Raw genomic sequence first — 22361 nt, forward strand, 5'->3', positions numbered from 1 at the left:
TCGGAGTCGCGGTCGGTGTTACGCGGTGGAAAGCGTTTCGCCGTTCGTGGTGGCGAACGCTCTAGAGCGCCCGGGCGGGTAGCGCCCCCAGGCCCGCACCCACGGACCCGGAGAGGGCCGTGACGCGCTACATGGCCCACAGTCCCAGCGAAGAGAATCCGCGCTGGCAAACGCTTAAAGCTCATGCTGAAGGTGTGAGCGCGCGGCTCGAGCATCACCTGCGCTACCTCTTCGAGAGCGTTCCGGAACTGAGGCCCTACGCCAAGCTGACGGCCTACCTGCACGACCTCGGCAAATATCGTGATGGCTTTCAGGAGCACCGCTTGGGTTGGAACCCACACACTCAGCGACCGGAGGCGTTTCCACGACGGGCGCTTGAACATAGCGACGCCGGGGCGAAGTTCGTGCAAGCGCTGCTAGAGATGGACAGGGAAACCGCCTCGGAAGTGCCCTTCGTCATCGCCAGCCACCACGGGCGCTTGCACGACGTCGACGCGCTGCTCAGGCGGCTACAAGGCACTGACCTCGCCGAAGTCGAAACGCTCATGGAACGCGCTATCGCTGAGCTGCCGGAACTCGAGGCGCTACTCGATGAACCGCTGCCCGACTTGCCGCTCGACAAGACCGCTCGAGCCTTTCTCATCCGCTTTTTGCTCAGCGCTCTGGTCGATGCCGACCGCCTCGACACCGAAGCGCACGGCAACCCGAGCAAAGCCGAACTGAGAAACCAGCACGCCGCCGAGCAGGACGAAATGAGGCAGCTGCTGGAGCGCGTGCGAGCTGACCAGGACGAAAAGGCTGCTGAGGACGGAAAAGACCCGCAGCCCATCAACGCGCTGCGCCGGGAGATGTACGCTTCAGCCCTCGGCAACGCGGCGCTTCCCCCTGGGTTTTTCCGCCTCACCATGCCCACGGGGGGCGGCAAAACGCTCACCTCGCTCGCGTTTGCCCTCGAGCACGCTAGGCAGCACGGGCTGAGGCGCGTCATCTACGCCGTGCCCTTTACGACCATTATCGACCAGACCGCCAAGGTCTTTCGGGAGGTGCTCGAGCGGTGTGACTTCAAGGTCTTAGAGCACCACAGCAACTTGGAGGTCAAGGAGCCGAAAGAAGGCGAGGAAAACCAGACCACCGCCCCCGACCTCGCCACCGAAAACTGGGACGCGCCCGTCATTGTCACGACGACCGTCCGGCTCTTTCAGGAGACCCTCTTCGGCACGCGCACCGCGCAGCTGCGGCGACTGCACAACGTTTCAGGGAGCGTCATCGTCCTGGACGAAGCCCAAACCCTCCCCGCCAACCTGCTCCAGCCCACGCTCGACGCCCTGAGTTTCCTCGTCAAGTACGCGCGCTGCAGCGTCGTGCTGTGCACTGCCACCCAGCCCGCGCTGGACGAGCGCCTGGGCTTCCCGGCTTTAAAAGGCATCCGCGAGCTGGTGCCGGACGCCGCCCGCTACTTCAATGCTCTAAAGCGCGTGGAGTACGCATTTCGCATTGCCGAGCCAACACCTTGGGTTGAGCTTGCCGATGAGCTGAAGAAAAAAGAGCAAGTGCTGTGCATCGTCAACACCCGCCAGCACGCCAGCGACCTCTACACCCTGCTCGGCGAAGATGAGGCGAACTTTCACCTCTCGACCCACCTCTGCCCCGCCCACCGCCAACGTGAGCTAGCAGTGATCAAGCAGCGCCTCGGCTTGGGCAAGCCCTGCCGCGTCGTCTCGACGCAGCTCATCGAAGCTGGCATCAACGTGGACTTTCCAACCGTCTACCGCGCGCTGGGGCCGCTCGAGGCGATCGTGCAGGCCGCAGGCCGCTGCAACCGCGAGGGCTTGTTGAAAGACGAAAACGACAACCCTACCTTGGGCCAGGTCATCGTCTTCTTGCCCGAAGATCACCGAACGCCGCCAGGGGATTACGAGGTGCGAACGACGCTGACCCAGAACGAGCTAACGGGAACCGACCTGCACGACCCGACGGTGTTCACAACTTACTTCCGAGAGGTCTACAGCCGCATCAGCCAGGCCCCCGAGGTCGAGGTGGCAGGCGGCAGGCGCCCCTTTCAAAAGGCGCACGCCGAGCTCTATTTCGCACAGGTTGCTAAAGCCTACCGGATGATCGAGGGCGAGACGCTTCCGGTCATCATCCGAGGCTACGACCCGGTGCGTGTGACGGCGCTCCTTGGGACGCTCCGCGACAGCCAAAATCGCGAGGAGCGCCAGCGCGCGTGGCGGGCGCTGCAGCAGTACACCGTCAACTTGCAGGTGTATCAGGCGAAGGGGCTCGAGCCTTTTCTCGGCAAGGTCGCCGAGCTGGAAGAGCGCGCCCGGTGGCGCAAGGTGGAGCCGCCCTATCTGCGCGAGTGGCCCGCGAGTTCCAGGTATCACGACAAGCTCGGCATCGTGCCGGAATTCAACACCGACCTCCTCACGAGCTTCTGAAAGGAGAGAGCATGTGTTAACGCTCAAAGTCTGGGGCGACTACGCCTGCTTCACCCGCCCCGAGAACAAAGCCGAACGCGTCTCCTACGACGTGATGACCCCCTCGGCGGCGAGGGGCGTGCTCGAGGCCGTCTTCTGGAAACCCGAGTTCACGTGGCGGGTGCGGGAGATCATCGCCCTAAAGCCCGTCAAGCGCCTGAGCATCCTGCGCAACGAGGTCAACACGCTGGCGTCCGAACGCGCGGCGAAGGGTTGGGCGGCGAATGGCGGCGGCTTCGATGCCGAGAGCGACCGCGCGCAGCGGCACGCGCTCGTTCTCAGAGACGTGGCCTACCTCATCCGCGCCGAGATGGTGCTCAGGCCGCATGCGACCGATCCGCTCACCAAGTACACCGAGATCTTCGAGCGCCGCGCCGAGAAGGGACAGGCGTTCGCGCAGCCCTACCTGGGAACGCGCGAGTTCAGCGCCTTTTTTAGCCTGCCTGACGGCAGCGAAACGCCTGCCAACCTGGTGCGTCAGTTAGGCGGCGAGTACGCCGAGCGAGCAGGCGAGCTGAGCCTGGGGCGGATGCTCTTCGACCTCGAGTTTCAGGAGGCTGCCAAGGGCCGCCTCACCTACCGCCAGCACAGCCCAGAGGGCGGGCGCTGGGTCGCGGGGGACGCCGTCCCGCGCTTTTTCGACGCCAAGCTGACCGATGGGGGCGTTCTGCGCGTGCCGCCCGAACTTTACGGGGAGACGTCATGAACCTGCTCAGCCAACTGCGCGATTACGAGCTGCGGATGCGCGCCGAGAGCGAACGTGACGAGACCGCGAGCGACGTGCTCCCCTTTATGTACGCCATGCAAAAGGTGCGCTGGGAGATCCGGCTGCGCGAGGACGGCAGCTTTCGGGACGTCCTGCCCCGCAGCGGGGGCGAGGCGCGGGGCAAGGACCTTGGTCTGCCGCTCGCCGCGCCCAACATCGTCCGCACCGTCGGCATCAAACCACGCCTCTTAATGGACAACGCCGAATACGCGCTGGGATTACCCAAGAAGGCGAACGATAAAAACACCCTAAAGCGCCACGAGGCGTTTAAAGCCCTCGTGCAAGCCTGCGCCGACGCCACCGGCGAACCGAGCGTCCGCGCCGTCGCCACCTTTTTGAAGGGCCACGACCCAGAGGCGTTTCGAGCGATGCTCGAGCAGCGCCACCCCACCTTTGAAGCTGACAGCAACGTGATGTTCACAGTTGAAGGTGTAAACCCGCTCGAGCTGCCTAGCGTGCAAGCCTTTTGGGCCGCGCAATTCGCCCAGGACGACGAGGACGGGGAGGGCCTCACCGCCGAGTGCCTCATTACGGGCGACATCGGCCCGGTGATGGAGCGCGAACCCGTCAAGATCAAGGGCATTCAGGGCGGGCAGACGAGCGGTATGAACCTGATTAGCGCCAACGCTCAAGCCTTCGAGTCCTATGGGCTGAAGGCTTCGCAGATCGCCCCCGTGAGGCTCGAGGTCGCCGAGCAATATGCCAACGGCTTAAACCGCCTCTTGGCCGACCCCAACACCAGCCTCAAAGTCGGGGGCATCACCTACGCCTTCTGGACGGGAGCGGGCGCGGTGCCCTTAGTGGGCGAAAGCCTGCGTGAGCCGCCGACGGGCCTACGCTTGCGGTTTAAGGCGCAGAAGACTCGAGGCAGGCAGGCGCACACCGAAGAGGTCCGCGCGGCACTCTGGAGCCTTTTCACCGGCAAACAGCACGACCTCAAACCCGGCGCGGCCTTCTTCGCTGTAGGCATGACGCCGAGCGGCAGCCGCATCGCCGTGCGCACGCACTTAACGAGCACCGTGCAGGAGGTCGTTGACCGGCTCGCTGCCTACTTCGCCGCGCAAGCGCTCGCCCCTCTAAGCGAAAACGACCGCGACGCCTACGACCTGCGCACCTTGGTGAGCGCCATGTACCGCGACGTGAACAAGGAGCACACCGCCCCCGACGTCGACGCGCTCGTGCAGTTCGCCCTGGCGGGTCGCCCGCTGCCCTATGCATTCCTGGTGCGCCTAGCGGGGCGCAGCCGCGCTGAGCGGCGCGTCACCCGCCCCCGCGCCGTGCTGACCAAGATGGTGCTGCTTTCTCGCAACTGGAAGGAGTTAGCGATGGACAAAGACACGCTCGAGGCCCTCAACCCGAATCAGCAGGAGCCCGCCTACCATTTGGGCCGCCTGCTCGCGGTGCTTGACGACATTCAGTACGCGGTGATGCCCAAGGCGAACACCACCCTGGTCGACCGCTTCTACGGCTCGATGAGCACCACCCCCTACGCCGTCGTCGGGCGCTTGATGCAAGCCTCCCAAGCGCATCTGCAAAAGCTCCGTAAGGAGAAGGAAGGGGCGTACATCAGCAAGCAACGCGAGCTAGAGAACGTCATGCGTCACTTGACGGACATCCCGGCAAAACCCCTCAGCACCGCCCAGCAAGCCCTCTTCGCGCTCGGCTACTACCACCAGCGCGCCCATATCAGCGCCAGCATAGGAGAGCGCACGGCCGCCAAGAGAGAACGTGAGGCGCAAGCCAAAGCCGAGCCCGCCACCCAACCCGCCCTGCTCACCGACGAAGGAGACGCCCAATGACCGCAACCATCCAGCTCCCTACCGACGCCGCCAACCGCCACGACTTCGTGCTGCTCTTCGACGTGACCAACGGCAACCCCAACGGCGACCCGGACGCGGGCAACCTGCCGCGCGTCGACCCGGAAACGGGCCTAGGCATCGTCACGGACGTGGCCCTCAAGCGCAAGGTGCGCAACTACGTGGACGCGCTCAAGGGTACCGAGGAGCGCTACAAGATCTACGTGCAGCAGGGCGCGATTCTCAACAACCAGCACGCGCGCGCCTACAGCGCGCTCGGCAAAGACCCCAAGAAAGCCAACCAAGCGGACATCGGCGCGGCCAAGGCGTGGATGTGCGAGAACTTTTACGACATCCGCACCTTCGGCGCGGTCATGAGCACCGACGTGAACGCGGGCCAGGTGCGCGGGCCGGTGCAGCTCACCTTTGGCCGCAGCGTCGACCCGATTTTGGGCCTCGACGCCGCCATCACCCGTGTCGCGCTGACCAAACCCGACCCCAAGCAAGCCGCCGAGGACGAAACCGCCCGCAGCGGCACGATGGGGCGGAAAGCGTACATCCCCTACGGCCTCTACGTCGCACACGGCTTCTTCGTTCCGAGCTTCGCCAAAGCGACGGGCTTTGACGATAACGACCTAACGCTTCTTTGGCAGGCGCTCGTCAACATGTGGGACTTAGACCGCTCGGCCTCGAGAGGTCTCACGGGCTGCCGCGGGCTCTACGTCTTCAGCCATAGCAGCCCCCTTGGCAACGCACCTGCACACAAGCTTTTGGAGCGGGTGCAAGTGCGGCGCAAAGACGGGGTAGAAGCGCCAAGGGCTTTTTCGGATTACACCGTCACCGTCAACCAGGATGACTTGCCAGACGAGGTGCAGCTTCACGTCTTGGCCGAGGGCTGATCCAGCACAACGCTGCTTAACGCTACCTGAGGAGGTTCTATGCCACGCACGCCACCTACAGCCGAGCTGCCAAGGCTCGAGCTTAAGCCCCCTGAGCAGTGGACGCTACACCTCAAGACCATCACCCCCATGTTCGGCGGCAGCGCCGAGACCCGCCAGGTAGACCCCGAGCACCCCGTGCGCGCCGCCAGCGTGCGCGGGCATCTGCGCTTTTGGTGGCGAGCGACGGCGGGGGCGCAGTACGAAAGCGCCGACAAGCTCTTTAAAGCCGAGTCCGAGATTTGGGGCCGAGTGCCGCAGCCTCTAAAAGATAAAGACGGCAAGCCAAAGATAGACCCGCACGCGCACGGCAAGGTGCGGGTGGAGGTGGCGGTCACGAACCCAGGACAAAGCATCAAGCCTTCTTCCTTGGGAAGAGCCAAGGGCAGCCCCGCTCAGAACGGCCCCTTAGAGGGCTATTTCGTTCATCCATTTCGCGAAAACAAGAAGGACAACTTTCCGGAAGCGCCAGGACTGACGGACGTGTCTTTCTCGGTGCACTTGACCTTCAAGGACGCGCTGAGCGAGGCGCAGATGCAGCAGGTGAAGGCTGCCGTAAGGGCTTGGATTGCCTTTGGTGGTGTCGGTGCTCGCACGCGTCGCGGTTGTGGCGCTCTGACGGTGATGGCTGACCAAGCCGAATGGCTAGCGAGCGACCCAGAGCAGTTAAGTGAGTGGTTCGCGGGACAACGCGAGGAGAGGGTCAACCACAGCGTGCTGTTGGGTGCTAGGGTCTTCCTCTCGCGTCCGAAGGAAATAGCAATGGAGGAGGTGTGGCGCGACCTAGGACGTTTTTGGGCGCGGTTTCGCAAGGGCCACTTCACTGAGAAGCGCCCATCGTATAGCCCTATGAGCGGCGGGGCGTGGGAAGACCACAGCACGCTCAAGCGCGTTAGAAGGGGTGAGACAATACGTCTTGCCAAACCCTACTTGGGCCTGCCCATCGTCTATCAAGCCTTTCCCAACGCTTTTGCAGGGACACTCGAGGCCATCACCAGCCACGGCACGCGTATGGCCTCACCCGTCATCCTTAAACCCTGTGCCTTTCAGGACGGCGTTCGGGGGCTGGTGCTCGTCATGAGCGCGCCAATACCCGAGCGCATCTCGGTCAAGGGACAGGAGCACACCCTTGAGGTTCCACAAAATGACCCCGTCCTGCGGACACTGCAAGCACGAACACCGCTCGAGGCGGTAGGGATCGCCGCGAAAAAGAGCGGCTATAGCCTTGAGGTCACCCTGTGACCCGCCACCTCATCTCACTTTCCATCGGCCCGGTGCAGGACTTCATCGCGGCAGCGCGCCGGACGGCCGACCTCTACGCGGGGTCGCAGCTTCTTATGGAAGTGGTAGGCGCAGCGGCAGAGGAATTTGCAGAGGAAGAGCGCATCTATCCCGCCGACACGCACTCCGGCGGCGCGAACAAGATTTTGGCCGTCGTCACGGGCGACCCGGCGCGGCGCACTGAGAATGCTGAAAAGCGCGCCAGGGAGCGGCTGCAAGAGCTTTGGAACAAGACCATCGCACCGCTTGGGGGCCACATCGACAGGGAGCGTGCGGAGAAACAGCTAGCGAGCCTGCTTGAAATCTACGCCGCCTGGACGCCGCTCCTTGAGGGTGCAGACGGCTACGCCAGGGCGCGGCAGCGGGTTGAACGGCTGCTCGCGGGGCGCAAGGCGCTGCGCGACTTTCCGGCGACGCAGCAAAACGACGAGGGCGTTCCCAAGTCGCCGCTCGACCCAGCCTTCGCGGCGGTGCTGAGGCTCGAGCGCGGACAGGTTCCCGAAACGCTGCAAGAGCGCTACGGCTTTAAGCCCACCGAAGTGTTGGACGCCGTATCGCTCCTCAAACGGCTCTACGGGCGCGGCGAACTCAAGAAGGTCTTAAACACGCACACGCTGGCCCACCGCGCCAAACACCCGGACGCTCCCAACAGTGACGAGGACGATTTCGTTCCCGATTACGCCTACTTCGCCATTTTGATTGCTGACGGCGACAACATGGGCAAGCTGCTGAGCGCCCGCGAGTCTGAGGAGGCGCACCACGAGCTGTCGCGCCGCCTTGACGACTTTGCCGAGCGAGCGCGGGACATCGTAAAGGAACATAGCGGCATGGCGGTCTTTGCCGGTGGCGACGACGTGCTCGCGCTCTTGCCCGTGACGACTGCGCTGGCGTGCGGCCAGGAGCTATCTGAAACCTTCAAGCACACGGTGCGCGGCACGCTCTCCACCGGCATCGCCATCGTCCACTACCGCGAACCGCTCAGCATCTCGCTAAACCACGCTCGAGCCGCCGAAAAGCGCGCCAAGGCCGTAGACGGCAAGGACGCCGTGTGCGTCGCGCTGCACACGCGCGGAGGCGCGCCCTTGTGGGTGGCGCAGAAGTGGGATAAAGCCGAGGCCATCCAAACCTGGCAGAGCGCAACCTTGCCCCGCGGCCTGCCGCACGAGCTGTTTGAACTGGCCCGCGAGTGGCCCGAGGACGTGGGCGCTGACATCCTCACCGCCGAAGCGAAGCGCATCGCCAAACGCAAATCCGACCAAGATGCCCAGGCAATCCCCGAAGCGGAGCTCAACAAGTGGGACTTTCGGCGCATCGATGAGCTTCAGAACTTCGCTCGCCAGCTCATCCTCGCCCGGTTCTTAAGCGGCAAGGGAGACCGCGCATGAGCGACACCGTTTTAGAACTCTCGACCCTCGCGCCGCTGCTCTTGCGCGATGGGCGGCCCTTCGCGGGAGGCGGCGAGGAAACGCGGGCGCAGAGCCTACCTGCGCCGCTGCCACACACGCTGGCGGGCTTTCTTCGGACGCAGCTCGGCAACGCTAGGCCGGGTTGGCAGTGGCAGTCGCTCAAGGGGCTCAGCGATGACCAACTTCACGCGCGCTTGCAAGAGCTGCACGCCACCCCCATTCGCTCAGTCTTGGTGCGCGACGACGCCTTTATGTTCCCCGCCCCGCTGAATGCGGTGGTCGATAAGGCGGGTAAGGTCTACCGCTCGAGCCCGCACGATCTTAAAGACGGCGAAGGCACGAACCTTCCCGGCTTGCGCCCACTCCTGCTTGAAGGCGCGCCGGACGAGGACTTTAAACCCGAAGGCGGCTACCATTACTGGCCGCTCGAGGCCATGCGGCGCTGGCTGCTTGGGGGCGTTCCTGAGAAGCTCGAGAAAATCGGCGGCCCACCTACCGATGAGCGCGTTCACGTCGCCATCGACCCGGAGAGCAGGACTGGCGACGAAGGAAAGCTGTTCACGGTCACGTACCGCAGTTTTGAAGAACGCGATGAAGATGGCCGGTTTCACCGCTGGGGCATCCGCGTCAAGCTCGACCTCAAAAGTGGCTTTGCCCCAGTTGGGCACCTGGGCGGCGAGCGGCGGCCGGTGGCGCTCAGCGCGCTTGGCAACAACGGGAAGTGGCCCAACAAAGGGTTGTTCCAAGAGGTTACCGACAAACTTCTTGACCCCAAGCAGACGAGGCTTCTCTTCATCTTAACCAGCCCTGCGCTCTTTGACCACGGTTGGCGGCCCGCCTGGCTCACCGAGGACACCGGCCCGCACACCCCCGCCGGGGTGAGCGCGCTGCGCGGCAAGGCCGAACTGGTCGGCGCTGCCGTGGGCCGGCGCATTCCGGTAAGCGGCTGGAACCTGCGCGAGAACAGACCCAAAGCGGTGCGCTGGGCGGTACCGGCGGGCAGCGTGTACTTTCTTAAGCTCACGGCGGACGTCGACCGCGAGAAACTCTTGGACGCCTGGCTCAAACCTCTAAGCGACCATCAAAACGACCAGCGCGACGGCTTTGGCTGTGCGCTGTGGGGAGTGTGGTAAGTGTGGCAATGAACGCGACGTTACTCATCTGGCAAGCCCTCACTCCGGTGCACTCGGGTACGGGGCAGGCGAGCGCCGGGGTGATCGACCTGCCGATCGCCCGCGAGACGGCAACTGGATTTCCCATCGTCCCCGCGAGCAGCATCAAGGGGGTGTTGCGGGATGGGCGCACCGACGAGGAGACAAACCAGCGCTACGGCTCACTGGACGCGGCCGCCAAGCTCACCTTCACTGATGCTAGGCTGCTCTGTTTGCCGGTGCGCTCCTACCGGGGCACCTTCGCCTTTGTGACCTGCCCGCTCATCATCAACCGCCTCAGGCGCGATGCGGGGGCTTTGGGGCTGGGCCTCGAGCTGCCTGACCTGCCTGAAACCCTCGACAAAGCCCACGTCACGGGGAACACGCTTCAACACGGTGGCAAGGTCTTATTCGAAGACATCGACCTAAGCGCCTTCGAGTGCCCGAACGCCAAAGCGCTTGCCAACGCGCTAGCCCAATATGCAGGGCTAGGCGAGAGCTTTAAGAGCCGCCTCGCCGTCGTTCCCAACGACATCTTCACCTTCTTCAGCGAGACGGCCACCGAGGTCGCGGCGCACATCGCCCTGGAAAGCGAAACCAAAACCGTCAAAGGCGGCGCGCTCTGGTACGAAGAGGCGCTGCCCGCCGAGAGCTTGCTCTCGAGCTTCGTTTTGAAAGAGCTTGACAAAAACGGTAAGCCCGTAAACTTCGACGCCAAAAAGCGTTCACCCCTCCAAATCGGCGGCAAAGGGAGCGTCGGCAAGGGGCTCTTGCGAGTCGTAGAGGCTAGCGGTGGCTAAGCTGCAGACGCGCGCTCAGGCGGACTTGAAACGGGCTGCCGAGGCTATCAGTTCACTGCAGCGCCAAAGTGACGGCGTGAAGAAGAACTACTTAAGCCGCGTCAAGCAGTTTCCGGCGCTGGTGATGACCGTGGGGCTGGCGCAGGCGCTGGCCTTTAGCGCTGAAAAAGCTGGGAAGGACAGCGACTTGGGTAAGGCGCACCAGAAGGTGCTCGAGCACACCGCCGCCATCCTTGGCGTATCCGACGCGCTTGCTGCCGCGCAAAATGCCGACGCCGCCCAGTACATGCACATGACCCGCCGCGTGCTCGCCGCCTGGGTCTACTACCGCCGCTTGGCCGTGAGCCTGCTTGACCCAGAGGGCAAGTTGGCTGCCGAAGGGGAGGATGAGGCGTGAGGCGGCTTGCTGGCTTTCCCCTCAAAGGGGCGTCGCACGCCGGGCACGCCATTCACCGCCTGTTGCCCCAAAAGGAGAGAGGGGGCGAAGACGCGCAGAAGGAGCGGCTAAAGACCATCGTCGCTCTGCCGATTTCCGACGCTTACGCCATCGCCTTCAAGCTTTGGCAAGAGCAGCTAGAAGAGCATGCTGCGAACGTTGCAGAGGCCGAAAAAGCCCTAAATGAACCGGTACCTGAGGAGCAGCGCACCGCCTGCGTCAAGCTGAGCGCCACCACCCGCGGCCCGCTCGCCATTGGTCTGGGCAACCCCAGCCCGTATGAAGTGGGCCTCACGCTCCACCACACCTACGGTGTCCCTTATCTGCCGGGCACAGCGCTCAAAGGGCTGGCGCGGCGGGCAGCGCTAAAGCAGGGTATGAGCGAAGCAGATGCGGCGTTTCGGGTGCTCTTTGGCGATACCAAGAGCGCGGGCTACGTGACCTTTTGGGATGGGTGGTTGGACGCGGGCTGCGAGAAGCCGCTGCAACTTGACACCATCACCGTGCACCACCCTGAGTACTATCAAGGCGGCAAGGCGTGGCCGACCGACTTTGACGACCCCAACCCGGTTGCGTTCTTGAGCGTGCGCGTGGGTGTGCGCTTTCAGCTGCGGCTGACTGGGCCAGGCGAATGGGTGACGCTCGCTGCGCAGCTCCTCGAGTGGGGGCTAACGCACCTGGGCTTAGGCGGTAAGACGAACGCGGGGTATGGGGACTTTGAGGTCAGGCGCGAGAAGTCCGAGGCTGAGCTTGCCGCCGAAAAGCGCCGCGAGGAGGAGGCGCGCGTGCTGCGGGCGCATCAGGACCGGTTTGAGACCTATCAGGGGCGCATCAACCGCTTGAGGATGAATAACCCCATGGGCGAGGTCAGCAACATCGTCAATGAGACGCAGAACCTGCCCGAACCCTTGCGGCGTCAGCTGTTAGAGGCGCTGCTTGAAAAGCTCGAGTCCGATAGCCGTACCCGCAACAGCGGCAAACTCCTCAAGAAGGTTCGAGACGCGCTCGAGGCTCTCTCATGATCATCCTCTCTTCGCTCGGCACGGGCCGATACCGCGAAGCTCGCTATCAGTCCGAGCATCATGCCGAGGACGTAACCACAGGACTTTTTGCGACCGTCCTACACAAATGGCACCCGGAAGCCAAGATCAAAATTCTTGCGACCAAAGCCGCACGTGAGAGTGAGAACGGTCGCTATCTTCAGGAGCATCACCCTGACTTTGAGTTGGTGGACATTCCCGAAGGGCGGAATGAAGCTGAGGCGTGGGCGCTCTTTGAAACGCTGGCTGACCCGGCGGTGTTGCCCGAAGGCGAACGGGTCATCTTCGACATCACCCATGGCTTACGCTCGCTGCCGATGCTGGGCTTTCTGGCGCTCTCCTACTTACGCGTGGTTCGGAACATCACGATTGAGAAGGTCTACTACGGGGCGTTAGAACTCACACCGAAGGGCGGAGAGAAACCCCTTACACCCGTCGTTGACCTGACCCCGCTGGTCAATCTGCTCGACTGGGCGCAGGCGGCCAAGCGCTTCCAGGATACGGGCGACGCGCGGCTTTTCAAAGCACTGCTTCGCGACAAAGAGCACCACGGCCTTAATTCCCTAGCAGATAAGTTGACGCAGTTTTCAGAAGCGATGGTGTACAACCGGACGCGTGAAGCAAGTCATGTTGTCAATCAGCTCAAAGGGGATGTCTCGAAGTCCAGAAAAGCCGTCATGACGCATAAACAAACGCCCTTTAATCTTGTTTTTGACCAAATAGATGGCGCGATCCGTGAGCTTTGCACTGAGGATGTGTCTGACGGACAAAGCTTGCTAATCGCCCATTATGGTCAGATTCAATGGTACTTGCAGAGGAAGCACTACGCCCAAGCCATTGCGCTGGCGCGTGAATGGCTGGTGTCGTTTTGGCTTTGGAAGGCTCACGGTCATTTTGACCATGAGCACAATGAGTTGATTTCTCGGGAGGTGGCAGAGGACTGGCTTAAAGAGAAGGCCAATGCTGACAAGCTGCGGAAGATGTCCTGGCAGGAAGCGCTCGACGCGGTTTCAAACAAGCCAAAAAACCGCGATATCGCGTGGTATCCGCTCATCAAGCTGTGGGGCGAATTGGCGGATGTGCGCAACGATTTTGCCCATTTCGGCTTTCGGTCAAATCCAAAGTCAACCACGACGCTTCAACGAGATATTTCGGAACTCATCGCTCGCATCCCCGCCGCCGTCCGCCCCCTCGGCCTCGAGCTCAACCCCCACACCCAAGGGAACGCATCATGAGCCAACGCATCATCTCCACCGTCGGCACCAGTCTGCTCACCAACGCCCGCCGTCTGGGTTTCAACCCGGACGACCCGCCGGCGCTGCATGCGCTGCTGCGGCAGCGCCCTCAAGAAGCCTGCGCCGAATCCAACGCGCTCTCTCGCCTGGCCCAAGCGGGCGACGAGCTGGTCTTCTTGCATTCCGACACCGAGGAAGGAGAGCGCTGCTCGCGGGTGCTGGCCGACTTTTTCACCGAACGCGGCTACAGGGCGCGGGGCGAGCGCGTCGCGGGGCTCAGCTACAACGAAAAGGGGTTTGTCCAGCGCGGTTTGAGGCGGTTCGTACGCTTGCTGGCCGAGGAGCTTCGGGAGGCGCAGCGCCGCGGCTTGACCCCTAGCATCAACGCCACGGGCGGTTTCAAAGCCGAAATCGCCTACGCCACGGCGGTCGGGCTGGTCTTTCAGACACCGGTCAGCTATATTCACGAGAAGTTCGGCGACATCGTCACCCTGCCCGCAACCCCCATTGCGTGGGACTACGCACTCTTCTCTTGGTACCGCGACTTTTTCGAGTGGGTCGACGCGGAGCCGCGCGCGACGCGCGAGGTGCAAAGGCGCCTGCGCGCCATGCCCGACGCGGTGGCCTTGCTCCTGGACGACGCCGAGGACGGCCACACCTACCTCTCGCCGCTGGGCGAAGCGTACCTGGAGGCGTTCAAGGGGCAGCAGGAGAGCCGCCGCCCGCTTCGGTTGTCGGCGAGCGCGGAGAAGACGTACCGCAACTTAGACCTCAGCGCGCAAGACCGCTACCGTCAGGTGCTCGAGCGCCTCCGCCTCGGCGAGGGGGGGGACTGGCAACGCAGCGCCGAGACGGTGCGGAATGGCATCTACAAGTTTCCGAAAGGCCACACGGCCGAGCGGGTATTTTTTAGCGAGCAGGACGGGGTGCTCTACGTGCTCGAGCTCTGCGGCCACGACGACGAGCGGCGTTACCAACACCTGATTGCGAGAATTGACTGGGATGACTACGACCAAGACGCCTTCACCGAGCTCCCCTGACGACCCCGTCCCCATCTCCGCGCTGCAGCACTACCTCTACTGCCCGCGCCAGTGCGCCCTCATCCATGTCGAGCAGACCTTTGAAGAGAACCTCTACACCCTGCGCGGTCGGCGCGTCCACGAACAGGCGCATGAGAGCGGCGGTGAAGTGGTCGCGGGGGTCAGGCTCGAGCGCGCCCTCCCCCTCTATTCGGAGAGCTTGGGCCTCATCGGCAAGGCAGACGTGGTGGAGTTTTTACCAGATGGTGCGCCCTACCCCGTCGAGTACAAGGCGGGGGCGCGCAAAAAACGCAACGCCGACGACGTGCAGCTCTGCGCGCAAGCGATGTGCTTGGAGGAGATGCTGGGCGTGAGCATCCCCGAGGGCAGCCTCTTTTACGACCGCTCGAAGCGGCGGCGGGTGGTGGCCTTTACCGAGGCGCTGCGGGAGACAGTGCAAAGCGCGGTGCAGCGGGTGCGCGAACTTTTTGAAGAGGCGACGCTCCCCGCACCCCCCGCCGACGAGCGCTGCAAGGCCTGCTCGCTCTTAGACGCCTGCATGCCCTACGAGGTCCAGCACCTTCACCAACGCGGCGTCCCCGACCCCTTCACGGTGGAGGACGCGTGACGGAGCTGCTCAACACCCTCTACGTCCAGACGCAGGGGAGCTACTTGAGGCTCGAGCACGACACCCTCAAGCTCGACATCGAGGGTAAAACGGCCGCGCAGATCCCTTTGCACCACCTGGGCGGCTTGGTGGTGTTCGGCAACGTGCTCCTCAGCCCCTTCCTCCTCCACCGCTGCGCCGAGGACGGGCGGAGCGTGGTGTGGCTCTCGCAAAACGGGCGCTTCAAAGCGCGGCTTTCGGCCCCCACGAGCGGCAACGTGCTGCTGCGCCGCGCGCAGCACGCCACCCTCGACTGCCCTGAGAGGACGCTTCAGCTCGCGCGCCGCATGGTTGCGGGCAAGCTGCAAAACGCCCGCACGGTGCTCCTGCGCGCGGCGCGGGAGGCGAGCAGCCCCGAGAGCGAAGGCACCTTGCGCGGCGCCGCCGCTCTGCACGCACAAGCCATCCTGGGTCTGCCGCGGCTGCGCTACCTAGACGAAGTGCGCGGTGCGGAGGGCGACGCAGCAGGGGCCTACTTCGCAGCGTTTAATGCGATGATCCGCACCCAAAAGGCGGACTTCACCTTTACCGGACGCTCCCGCCGCCCACCGCGCGACCGCGTGAACGCGCTTTTGTCCTTTCTTTACGGGATGCTCCGCAACGAGTGCGCGTCGGCGCTAGAGGGCGTCGGGCTTGACCCGCAGGTGGGCTTTTTGCACGCCCTGCGCCCCGGCCGCCCCACTCTGGCTCTCGACCTGATGGAGGAGCTGCGCGCGCCCTTGGCCGACCGCTTCGCCCTGACGCTCATCAACTTGGGCCAGATTAAACCCCAGGACTTCACGTCGCGGCCTGGCGGCGCAGTAGAGCTCAACGAAACCGGTCGCAAAACCGTCATCACGGCCTATCAGAAGCGCAAGCAAGAAACCCTTACCCATCCCCTTCTCAAAAAGCCGGTTCCAGTCGGCCTCATCCCGCACGTGCAAGCGCGGCTCTTGGCGCGGCATCTGCGCGGCGACTTGCTCGAGTACCCACCCTTTTTCTACCGCTAGGAGGCCAAAACCGCCGTGAACGTGCTCGTCACCTACGACGTCAACACCGAAACCCAAGCGGGGCGCCGCCGACTTCACAAGGTCGCAAAGACCTGCAAGAACTTCGGCCAGCGCGTGCAGTACTCCGTCTTCGAGTGCCGCGTGAACGCCGCTCAGTACGAAGACTTAGTCGCTAAGCTCAAAAGGATCATCAACCCCAAGAGTGACAGCTTGCGCGTTTACAAGCTGCGCGGGGAGCGGGAGGAGTTCCTCGAGACCTTCGGCCTCGACCGCCATGTAGACTTTGACGAGCCTCTCGTCCTCTAGCCGCGCGAACCCCAAGCGAGTGCCCAACCCCTGGGGGGTTCGCGCAAGCCGCTTTTTGCGTGAGCGGCGAGAACTTTGATAACTAAGAAGCTGTGCCAAAGGCTGCGCGAAGCGCGTTGCGGACAGGTTCGCGCAAAGCGGTGCTGGAGAAACGTCTCTGACGCGTGCTATGCTGCGACCGTTGCAGCCGTCCTTCGGGGCGGCTGAGGATTGAAACGTTGGGCCGCTGCGAGCCCTCAAGGGGGCGTCTGGTTGCAGCCGTCCTTCGGGGCGGCTGAGGATTGAAACGGGGCGCTAACAGCCACACGGGCGAGTTCGACACGGTTGCAGCCGTCCTTCGGGGCGGCTGAGGATTGAAACTTGCTGACCCTGCACCTCCGCGGGCAGGGAATTGAGTTGCAGCCGTCCTTCGGGGCGGCTGAGGATTGAAACCCGAGATGTGGCCTTGGAGGCGTGGCTGAGGGGTTGCAGCCGTCCTTCGGGGCGGCTGAGGATTGAAACAAGCTCCAGCGGTGCGCGCCCTCACGCGGGGGGAACGGTTGCAGCCGTCCTTCGGGGCGGCTGAGGATTGAAACTGATCAAATTCGCGGGGGGTAAATTCGCGGGGGGGTTGCAGCCGTCCTTCGGGGCGGCTGAGGATTGAAACTGCTGCCCAAGGAGGCAATCATGACGGACGAGATAGTTGCAGCCGTCCTTCGGGGCGGCTGAGGATTGAAACGGTCGCGCGCGCTGGAGCGTCAACCGGCTGTCCAGTTGCAGCCGTCCTTCGGGGCGGCTGAGGATTGAAACGAATCCAATGTCAGGGACGACATAGAGGAAATAAGTTGCAGCCGTCCTTCGGGGCGGCTGAGGATTGAAACGCTTTGCAGAAGCTTGTCTATCAGCATGTCAAGGTTGCAGCCGTCCTTCGGGGCGGCTGAGGATTGAAACAGAAGCCTGAGACTGGATAATCTCCCCTATCTCGTCAGTTGCAGCCGTCCTTCGGGGCGGCTGAGGATTGAAACGTGGGATCGGCGGCCAAGGGGGTGCGCTCGGCGAGTTGCAGCCGTCCTTCGGGGCGGCTGAGGATTGAAACTGTCGACATCGCCACCCACCCAGCCTTCGTCTACGAGTTGCAGCCGTCCTTCGGGGCGGCTGAGGATTGAAACACCAGAGGGAGGTGTGCAGGTATCACGTCACGGACAGTTGCAGCCGTCCTTCGGGGCGGCTGAGGATTGAAACTGTTGCAACGGTCCCCGGTGGGCGGGGCGGGGTGGGTTGCAGCCGTCCTTCGGGGCGGCTGAGGATTGAAACTTGACTCTCTCCCGCACCCCGACCTCAGCTGCATAGTTGCAGCCGTCCTTCGGGGCGGCTGAGGATTGAAACACCATCACCCAACACACCCTGACAATGACCGCAATGTTGCAGCCGTCCTTCGGGGCGGCTGAGGATTGAAACACCGTCCGCCTCGACGTCTCCGCACCGGTGCACTAGTTGCAGCCGTCCTTCGGGGCGGCTGAGGATTGAAACTTTGCGTCCTACCAAGAGCTGTCGATCGAGGGGGTGTTGCAGCCGTCCTTCGGGGCGGCTGAGGATTGAAACAGCGGGCTAAAAGCCGAAAGCGCGAGTTTTATGGGGGGTTGCAGCCGTCCTTCGGGGCGGCTGAGGATTGAAACTCCGTATCCACGGAAAACTGGCGCCGCAGTGCCTCCCCGTTGCAGCCGTCCTTCGGGGCGGCTGAGGATTGAAACAAACGGCGCCGCGGCTTGCGGGCGCCGCCGGATCGTTGCAGCCGCCCTTCGGGGCGGCTGAGGATTGAAACCTGGTGCGCCAGGTCTTTCCAGACGCGCCGGCTGTTGTTGCAGCCGCCCTTCGGGGCGGCTGAGGATTGAAACTGCTCGAGCGCGAAGGTGTTGGCGTCGAGCACGTGTTGCAGCCGCCCTTCGGGGCGGCTGAGGATTGAAACAAAGCAACAAATGGGTCGTCGTTCCCATGACAAACAGCAGACATTGTTACAATGGCCTCTCGGCGCGACGTGGAGGGGGTGCTGTCTGATGTGCGGCATCCTTTTCCAGACTAGACGCTTCTAGCGTGCAGTCGAGAGCGACGCACCCGTCGGTGCAGCTTGGCTGTTCATTTTCGTGCAAGCGGCGCATTTTGAGCAAAAGTAGTGATGTTCTAAGAGCGAGTAGATTCCAAGGAGGGGACACTTGACGCCTATTACGAAAACGGCACCGACCATTCAAACGGGGACGCGCTTGGTGGGCAAACCGCAACACGAGCACCTGCGGTGGTTTGCCGAAGGGGTTGAAAGCGTGCTACGTGCGCACGGCCACACCTTGCTCGGCGAGGACGAGGGCACGCCGCGGCTCGTCATCAACTTCACCGACGCAAAACGCCCACGCTCGTTCCGCCGCAAGTCGCAAGGGACGTTTGTCGTATCGGTCGTCGAGGTGGGAAAAGAGCCGGAAAACATCCTCCAGGCGGCGTACCCAGTGCTCGTTCGTTCGCTCTCGAACCTGCTCATCTATATGACCAAGCGCGCTGATGGCGGGTGGCGCACCTATTTCGTCACCATGGAGCAGGGCTGCTACGCGGTCGATCATCGGGGTGACGACAAGGCTTACTTTGAGCAGATCTATACCCGCCTCGAGCCGCTGGCGACCTCGCACCTGGTCATCAACAACATCTTCGTCCCCGACTTGCCGCCCACGCTTTGGCAGGGCAACGAGCAAACTGACGCCCTGCGCGAAGCGGGGCGGCGGCTTGATCAGATGAACCTGCTGCCGACGCCCTTCCCGATCCACGAGTACCTCTCCGAGCGGAGCCTCGCGCACGTGAAGAAGCTTTTTGGTATCGGCGGGCTCAGCTACGGTAACTTGAGCGTCCGGCACGACGAACGCTCCTTCTGGATGAGCGCGAGCGGCGTCAACAAGGGTGAGCTCGAGGTCGTCGGACGCGACATCTTGCTCATCAACGACTTTGACGAGGCGAAAAACGCCATGCGCATCTCCGTCTCCCCCGAGGTCGAACCGCGCCGCGCATCGGTCGACGCTATTGAGCACTGGAAGCTCTACATGGAGCACCCGCGCATCGGCGCCATCATCCACGTGCACGCCTGGATGGAGGGTATCAGCAGCACGACGGTCAACTACCCGTGCGGTACGGCCGAGCTCGCGACCGAGGTCGCCGAGCTCGCTCGGCGCCAACCGGACCCGGCGCGCGCCGTGATCGGCCTTAAAAATCACGGTCTGACCATTACCGGGCTCAGCTTGGATGATATCTTCGAGCGCATCTCGGGCCGCTTGCTCCCCCAAGTCCCGATGACGTAGCGGTCGGCGCGTGTCCTCTAGCCTCTCAGCACGCACCGTTTTAATCACTGGCGCCTCGAGCGGCATCGGCCTCGAGGCCGCTCGCCTCTTTGCCCAGAGCGGGGCAGCGCTCTTTCTCGTCGGCCGCGACCCCGCGCGCCTTCAGCGCGTCGCTACGGAGACGGGTGCGCAGGCGATACGCGCTGATCTCACCCAAGCCGAGGAGCTTAGACGCGTTGCCGACACCGTCGCGCAGCGCTCGGGGCGGCTCGACGTCCTCGTCAACTGCGCCGGTCGGCTCGAGGTCGGCCCGACGCGTGAGCTGGGCGCGGCGACCGCCGAGGCGCTCATGCGGGTCAACTTCTTCGCGCCAGTCGCTCTTACCGACGCGTGTTTGCCGCTCCTGCGCGCGGGGGTGCGGGCGTCGGTCGTCAACGTCGCCTCGATCGCCGGTCGCGTCTCGCCGCCCTTTATGGCGGCCTACGCCGCCAGCAAACACGCGCTGGTGGCCTACACGCGCACGTTGCGCCAGGAGCTGCGCTCTGAAGGGATCCACGTTGGCCTCGTGCTACCGGCACCGGTGGCGACGCCGATGTTGCAAGCGTCTTTCGGCGGCCCCTACTACCCGCGCCCGCCGGGGCTCCCCGTGGTGACGGCGACGGAGGCGGCGCAGGCGATCTTGGCGTGCGCCGAAAGACGCTACGCCGAGCGCACCGTGCCGCGGTGGCTAGGTGGCGTCATCGGGTTGCAAGCGGCGTTTCCCGGCCTCACCGAGCTGCTCTACCGCGCGATGGGGGTACCTGGACGCGGCTAGAACCCGCATGCCCTACTAACCCGCACGCAACGGCTAGCGTTGGTGCTGGCAGCCACAAGCCACGAGCTACAGGCCACGAGCCCCTCTGCGCTACACCAAGCCTATCGGCCACCGGGCGTTGAAGTGCAGACATAACCGTTGCAGTTTCTATGCGCCGGGTGGGGGAGCTCAGCCGGTCGACCTCACTGCCGGTCAGTTGGCCGCTGCCAAAAGGCGATGCGGCCTTGCGCATAGCGCTGGGCTGGCGCGAGCTTTTTCGTGTCGACGCCGTCGACGAGGGGCTGCACTACCGGCAGCCTTTAGCGAGGTAGAAGCCAACGCCCCTAAGTGACCTGACTAGCGCAGACACCCCCGACTTAGACCGTACCCGAACTGGGCGCGGCAGCAGCTCTGGCGCTGCGTAGGCGGCGACGCGTGGGGCGTGGGGCTTCGTCAACCAAGATTACATGCTGGGGGGACGTTCGCGCCGCGCCCGAGCGCTCCGGCTAAGGGGCGTTTGGGTTATCGTAGAGGGATGAAGCTAGGGTCTGTCTGACAGAAGGGCTGACTGATGTTTTAGGGTAAAGGCATGGCACGGACGGACTTAAGCGAGAAACAGTGGCGAGCGTTAAAAGCGCATTTACCTGCGAATCCCCAACGCGGCCACGCCTACGTTGACCATCGCCGAGTTATCAACGGCATTTTGTGGCGGCTCAAGACTGGAGCACCTTGGCGAGATGTTCCTGAGCGCTACGGAGCCTGGCAAACCTGCTGGGACCGGTTCACGAGGTGGGAACGTAGCGGTGACTGGCAGCGCATCCTACAAGCCCTTCAAGCGCATGCCGACGCCACAGGCGATATTGACTGGGACGGAGCGGCCTTGGACAGCAGTCACATCAAAGCCCACCGGAGCGCTGCAGGTGCGAGAAAGCGGCCCGCCGAGGGCGAAAAAAGGGGGGCTTGACAGATGAGTGGTTAGGCCACTCGCGTGGCGGGCATACCAGCAAAGTTCATGTCTGTGCTGATGGGAAGGTTCGCCCCCTGTCCCTTGTCGTGACCGCCGGGCAACGCAACGATGCCGCTTGGTTGGAGCGGGTGCTCGACGAGATACACGTACCACGTTTAGGTAGAGGGCGACCCCGAAAGCGCCCCTCACAGCTCCGCTTGGACCGGGCTTACAGCTTTAAGAAGCAGCGCCAAGGGTTGAGGCGACGGAACATTCGCTGTATCAGCCCTGAGCGAGAAGACGCCAAAAAGCACCGGCTCGCCAAGGGCTCCAAAGGTGGGCGTCCACCTGCTTTTGATACCAAGGCGTACAAGGGGCGCAACGTCATTGAGCGCTGCATCAACCGACTTAAAGACTTTCGTGCTGTAGCAACCCGCTATGACAAGCGGGGTCGGAACTACCTCGCGGGCGTGCTTGTCGCCTCCATTATCCTCTGGCTCTAATCAGTCAGACAGACCCTAGCACTCTTTGTCGACGACGAGGTCTTGGGTGAGCTGCGCGACATGAAACGCGTCGGCGACGGTGACTACGAGCTCTCCCTCACGTGGCCCCATCGGCGCGTCGCCATCCCCAACGGACCGGTTGCCGAGGCGAGCCTTCGGCCCGTCGATAACCCGCAGACCGTAGAGCTCCGCTTTGAAAACCCCGTGGTGCGCCTTGAAGAGATGCGGGCCGTCTACCCGAGCCCCAACATCCGCGTACACCTCCACGCCACGACCCCTCACGAGAGCGCGGCGCTAGAGGAGCTCATCGCTAGGTACGGCGAACACCCATCGCCGCAACCGTAGCGGTTGCACTGTACTATCGACCAACAGCACCGTGCGGGCGGCCCCGGCGCCCCGAACGTCTGCGCGCCCCGCAGCTAGGCGCTTCGCGGGCGCAACCTCGCCCCGAGCGCGCATCCTTGCACCGCAAGGACGCGCCCCTTTTGAGTAAGATATAAAGAGAGCGGTGCCCGCGCGCCG

General features: G+C 63.4%; 19 protein-coding genes and 1 CRISPR repeat array. All 19 genes read left to right on the forward strand.

Annotated elements, in window-relative coordinates; all coding sequences use genetic code 11:
- Positions 1-131 precede the first annotated feature (131 nt).
- The 19 genes from TRAD_RS08225 to TRAD_RS08310 all read left to right on the forward strand — a co-directional run bounded on the left by TRAD_RS08225 (position 132) and on the right by TRAD_RS08310 (position 22184).
- Positions 132-2438: a CRISPR-associated endonuclease Cas3'' gene (locus tag TRAD_RS08225; protein ID WP_148221211.1), complete on the forward strand. Its 2307-nt coding sequence runs from the start codon at positions 132-134 to the stop codon at positions 2436-2438.
- Between the two features lie 13 nt (positions 2439-2451).
- The gene (cas5c, locus tag TRAD_RS08230; RefSeq protein ID WP_013178146.1) at positions 2452-3183 is read left to right on the forward strand and encodes a type I-C CRISPR-associated protein Cas5c; all 732 of its coding nucleotides are present in this window, start codon (positions 2452-2454) and stop codon (positions 3181-3183) included.
- A complete protein-coding gene (gene cas8c / locus TRAD_RS08235; RefSeq protein ID WP_013178147.1) occupies positions 3180-5042 on the forward strand; it encodes a type I-C CRISPR-associated protein Cas8c/Csd1 in 1863 nt (620 codons plus the stop codon). The genes cas5c and cas8c overlap by 4 nt, the downstream gene beginning before the upstream one ends.
- Positions 5039-5938 carry a type I-C CRISPR-associated protein Cas7/Csd2 gene (gene cas7c / locus TRAD_RS08240; protein WP_013178148.1) on the forward strand — a complete coding sequence of 300 codons (900 nt, stop codon included), beginning with the start codon at positions 5039-5041 and terminating at the stop codon, positions 5936-5938. The genes cas8c and cas7c overlap by 4 nt, the downstream gene beginning before the upstream one ends.
- Positions 5939-5977: 39 nt before the next feature.
- Positions 5978-7219, forward strand: a complete 1242-nt coding sequence (cmr1, locus tag TRAD_RS08245) for a type III-B CRISPR module RAMP protein Cmr1 (protein WP_013178149.1) — start codon at positions 5978-5980, stop codon at positions 7217-7219.
- Entirely contained in the window at positions 7216-8643 is a 1428-nt protein-coding gene (gene cas10 / locus TRAD_RS08250) for a type III-B CRISPR-associated protein Cas10/Cmr2 (RefSeq protein ID WP_013178150.1), read from the forward strand. The genes cmr1 and cas10 overlap by 4 nt, the downstream gene beginning before the upstream one ends.
- Positions 8640-9797, forward strand: a complete 1158-nt coding sequence (locus TRAD_RS08255; RefSeq protein ID WP_013178151.1) for a type III-B CRISPR module-associated protein Cmr3 — start codon at positions 8640-8642, stop codon at positions 9795-9797. Before cas10 ends, TRAD_RS08255 begins: the two co-directional genes overlap by 4 nt.
- A gap of 8 nt (positions 9798-9805) precedes the next feature.
- Positions 9806-10615 (forward strand): type III-B CRISPR module RAMP protein Cmr4, encoded by an 810-nt coding sequence (gene cmr4 / locus TRAD_RS08260; protein ID WP_041947203.1) that lies wholly within the window; start codon positions 9806-9808, stop codon positions 10613-10615.
- Positions 10608-11012 carry a type III-B CRISPR module-associated protein Cmr5 gene (cmr5, locus tag TRAD_RS08265; protein ID WP_013178153.1) on the forward strand — a complete coding sequence of 135 codons (405 nt, stop codon included), beginning with the start codon at positions 10608-10610 and terminating at the stop codon, positions 11010-11012. The genes cmr4 and cmr5 overlap by 8 nt, the downstream gene beginning before the upstream one ends.
- Positions 11009-12073 carry a type III-B CRISPR module RAMP protein Cmr6 gene (gene cmr6, locus TRAD_RS08270; RefSeq protein WP_013178154.1) on the forward strand — a complete coding sequence of 355 codons (1065 nt, stop codon included), beginning with the start codon at positions 11009-11011 and terminating at the stop codon, positions 12071-12073. Before cmr5 ends, cmr6 begins: the two co-directional genes overlap by 4 nt.
- Complete coding sequence (gene csx2 / locus TRAD_RS08275; RefSeq protein WP_013178155.1) at positions 12070-13326, forward strand: TIGR02221 family CRISPR-associated protein; 1257 nt, start codon at positions 12070-12072, stop codon at positions 13324-13326. Before cmr6 ends, csx2 begins: the two co-directional genes overlap by 4 nt.
- Positions 13323-14366, forward strand: coding sequence for a putative CRISPR-associated protein (locus TRAD_RS08280; RefSeq protein WP_013178156.1), 1044 nt, complete (start codon positions 13323-13325; stop codon positions 14364-14366). The genes csx2 and TRAD_RS08280 overlap by 4 nt, the downstream gene beginning before the upstream one ends.
- Positions 14329-14973 (forward strand): CRISPR-associated protein Cas4, encoded by a 645-nt coding sequence (cas4, locus tag TRAD_RS08285; RefSeq protein WP_013178157.1) that lies wholly within the window; start codon positions 14329-14331, stop codon positions 14971-14973. Before TRAD_RS08280 ends, cas4 begins: the two co-directional genes overlap by 38 nt.
- Positions 14970-16001 (forward strand): type I-C CRISPR-associated endonuclease Cas1c, encoded by a 1032-nt coding sequence (gene cas1c, locus TRAD_RS08290; RefSeq protein WP_013178158.1) that lies wholly within the window; start codon positions 14970-14972, stop codon positions 15999-16001. Before cas4 ends, cas1c begins: the two co-directional genes overlap by 4 nt.
- Positions 16002-16016: 15 nt before the next feature.
- On the forward strand, positions 16017-16307 hold the full coding sequence (gene cas2, locus TRAD_RS08295) for a CRISPR-associated endonuclease Cas2 (RefSeq protein WP_013178159.1): 291 nt from the start codon (positions 16017-16019) through the stop codon (positions 16305-16307).
- Between the two features lie 180 nt (positions 16308-16487).
- A CRISPR array of direct repeats spans positions 16488-18252; the repeat unit is 37 nt; unit sequence GTTGCAGCCGTCCTTCGGGGCGGCTGAGGATTGAAAC.
- A gap of 244 nt (positions 18253-18496) precedes the next feature.
- Complete coding sequence (locus TRAD_RS08300; protein ID WP_013178160.1) at positions 18497-19618, forward strand: class II aldolase/adducin family protein; 1122 nt, start codon at positions 18497-18499, stop codon at positions 19616-19618.
- Between the two features lie 10 nt (positions 19619-19628).
- Positions 19629-20411, forward strand: a complete 783-nt coding sequence (locus tag TRAD_RS08305) for an SDR family NAD(P)-dependent oxidoreductase (protein WP_013178161.1) — start codon at positions 19629-19631, stop codon at positions 20409-20411.
- 568 nt (positions 20412-20979) lie between these two features.
- Positions 20980-21839, forward strand: a protein-coding gene (locus TRAD_RS15700; RefSeq protein ID WP_148221177.1) for an IS5 family transposase whose coding sequence is annotated in 2 segments (ribosomal slippage) — positions 20980-21334 and positions 21334-21839 — 861 coding nt in all. Because the reading frame shifts where the segments join, the coding sequence is not laid out codon by codon here.
- A 60-nt stretch (positions 21840-21899) separates the two neighbouring features.
- The gene (locus TRAD_RS08310; protein ID WP_013178162.1) at positions 21900-22184 is read left to right on the forward strand and encodes a hypothetical protein; all 285 of its coding nucleotides are present in this window, start codon (positions 21900-21902) and stop codon (positions 22182-22184) included.
- Positions 22185-22361: the final 177 nt, after the last annotated feature.

This window comes from Truepera radiovictrix DSM 17093, from assembly GCF_000092425.1.
Taxonomy (GTDB): Bacteria; Deinococcota; Deinococci; order Deinococcales; family Trueperaceae; genus Truepera; species Truepera radiovictrix.

What these genes read in the sequence shown, in the direction of transcription:
- TRAD_RS08225 (WP_148221211.1), top strand. Translation starts at nt 132, where the DNA reads ATGGCCCACAGTCCCAGCGAAGAGAATCCGCGCTGGCAAACGCTTAAA.
- cas8c (WP_013178147.1), top strand. Translation starts at nt 3,180, where the DNA reads ATGAACCTGCTCAGCCAACTGCGCGATTACGAGCTGCGGATGCGCGCC.
- cas7c (WP_013178148.1), top strand. Translation starts at nt 5,039, where the DNA reads ATGACCGCAACCATCCAGCTCCCTACCGACGCCGCCAACCGCCACGAC.
- cmr1 (WP_013178149.1), top strand. Translation starts at nt 5,978, where the DNA reads ATGCCACGCACGCCACCTACAGCCGAGCTGCCAAGGCTCGAGCTTAAG.
- TRAD_RS08255 (WP_013178151.1), top strand. Translation starts at nt 8,640, where the DNA reads ATGAGCGACACCGTTTTAGAACTCTCGACCCTCGCGCCGCTGCTCTTG.
- cmr4 (WP_041947203.1), top strand. Translation starts at nt 9,806, where the DNA reads ATGAACGCGACGTTACTCATCTGGCAAGCCCTCACTCCGGTGCACTCG.
- csx2 (WP_013178155.1), top strand. Translation starts at nt 12,070, where the DNA reads ATGATCATCCTCTCTTCGCTCGGCACGGGCCGATACCGCGAAGCTCGC.
- TRAD_RS08280 (WP_013178156.1), top strand. Translation starts at nt 13,323, where the DNA reads ATGAGCCAACGCATCATCTCCACCGTCGGCACCAGTCTGCTCACCAAC.
- cas4 (WP_013178157.1), top strand. Translation starts at nt 14,329, where the DNA reads ATGACTACGACCAAGACGCCTTCACCGAGCTCCCCTGACGACCCCGTC.
- TRAD_RS08310 (WP_013178162.1), top strand. Translation starts at nt 21,900, where the DNA reads ATGAAACGCGTCGGCGACGGTGACTACGAGCTCTCCCTCACGTGGCCC.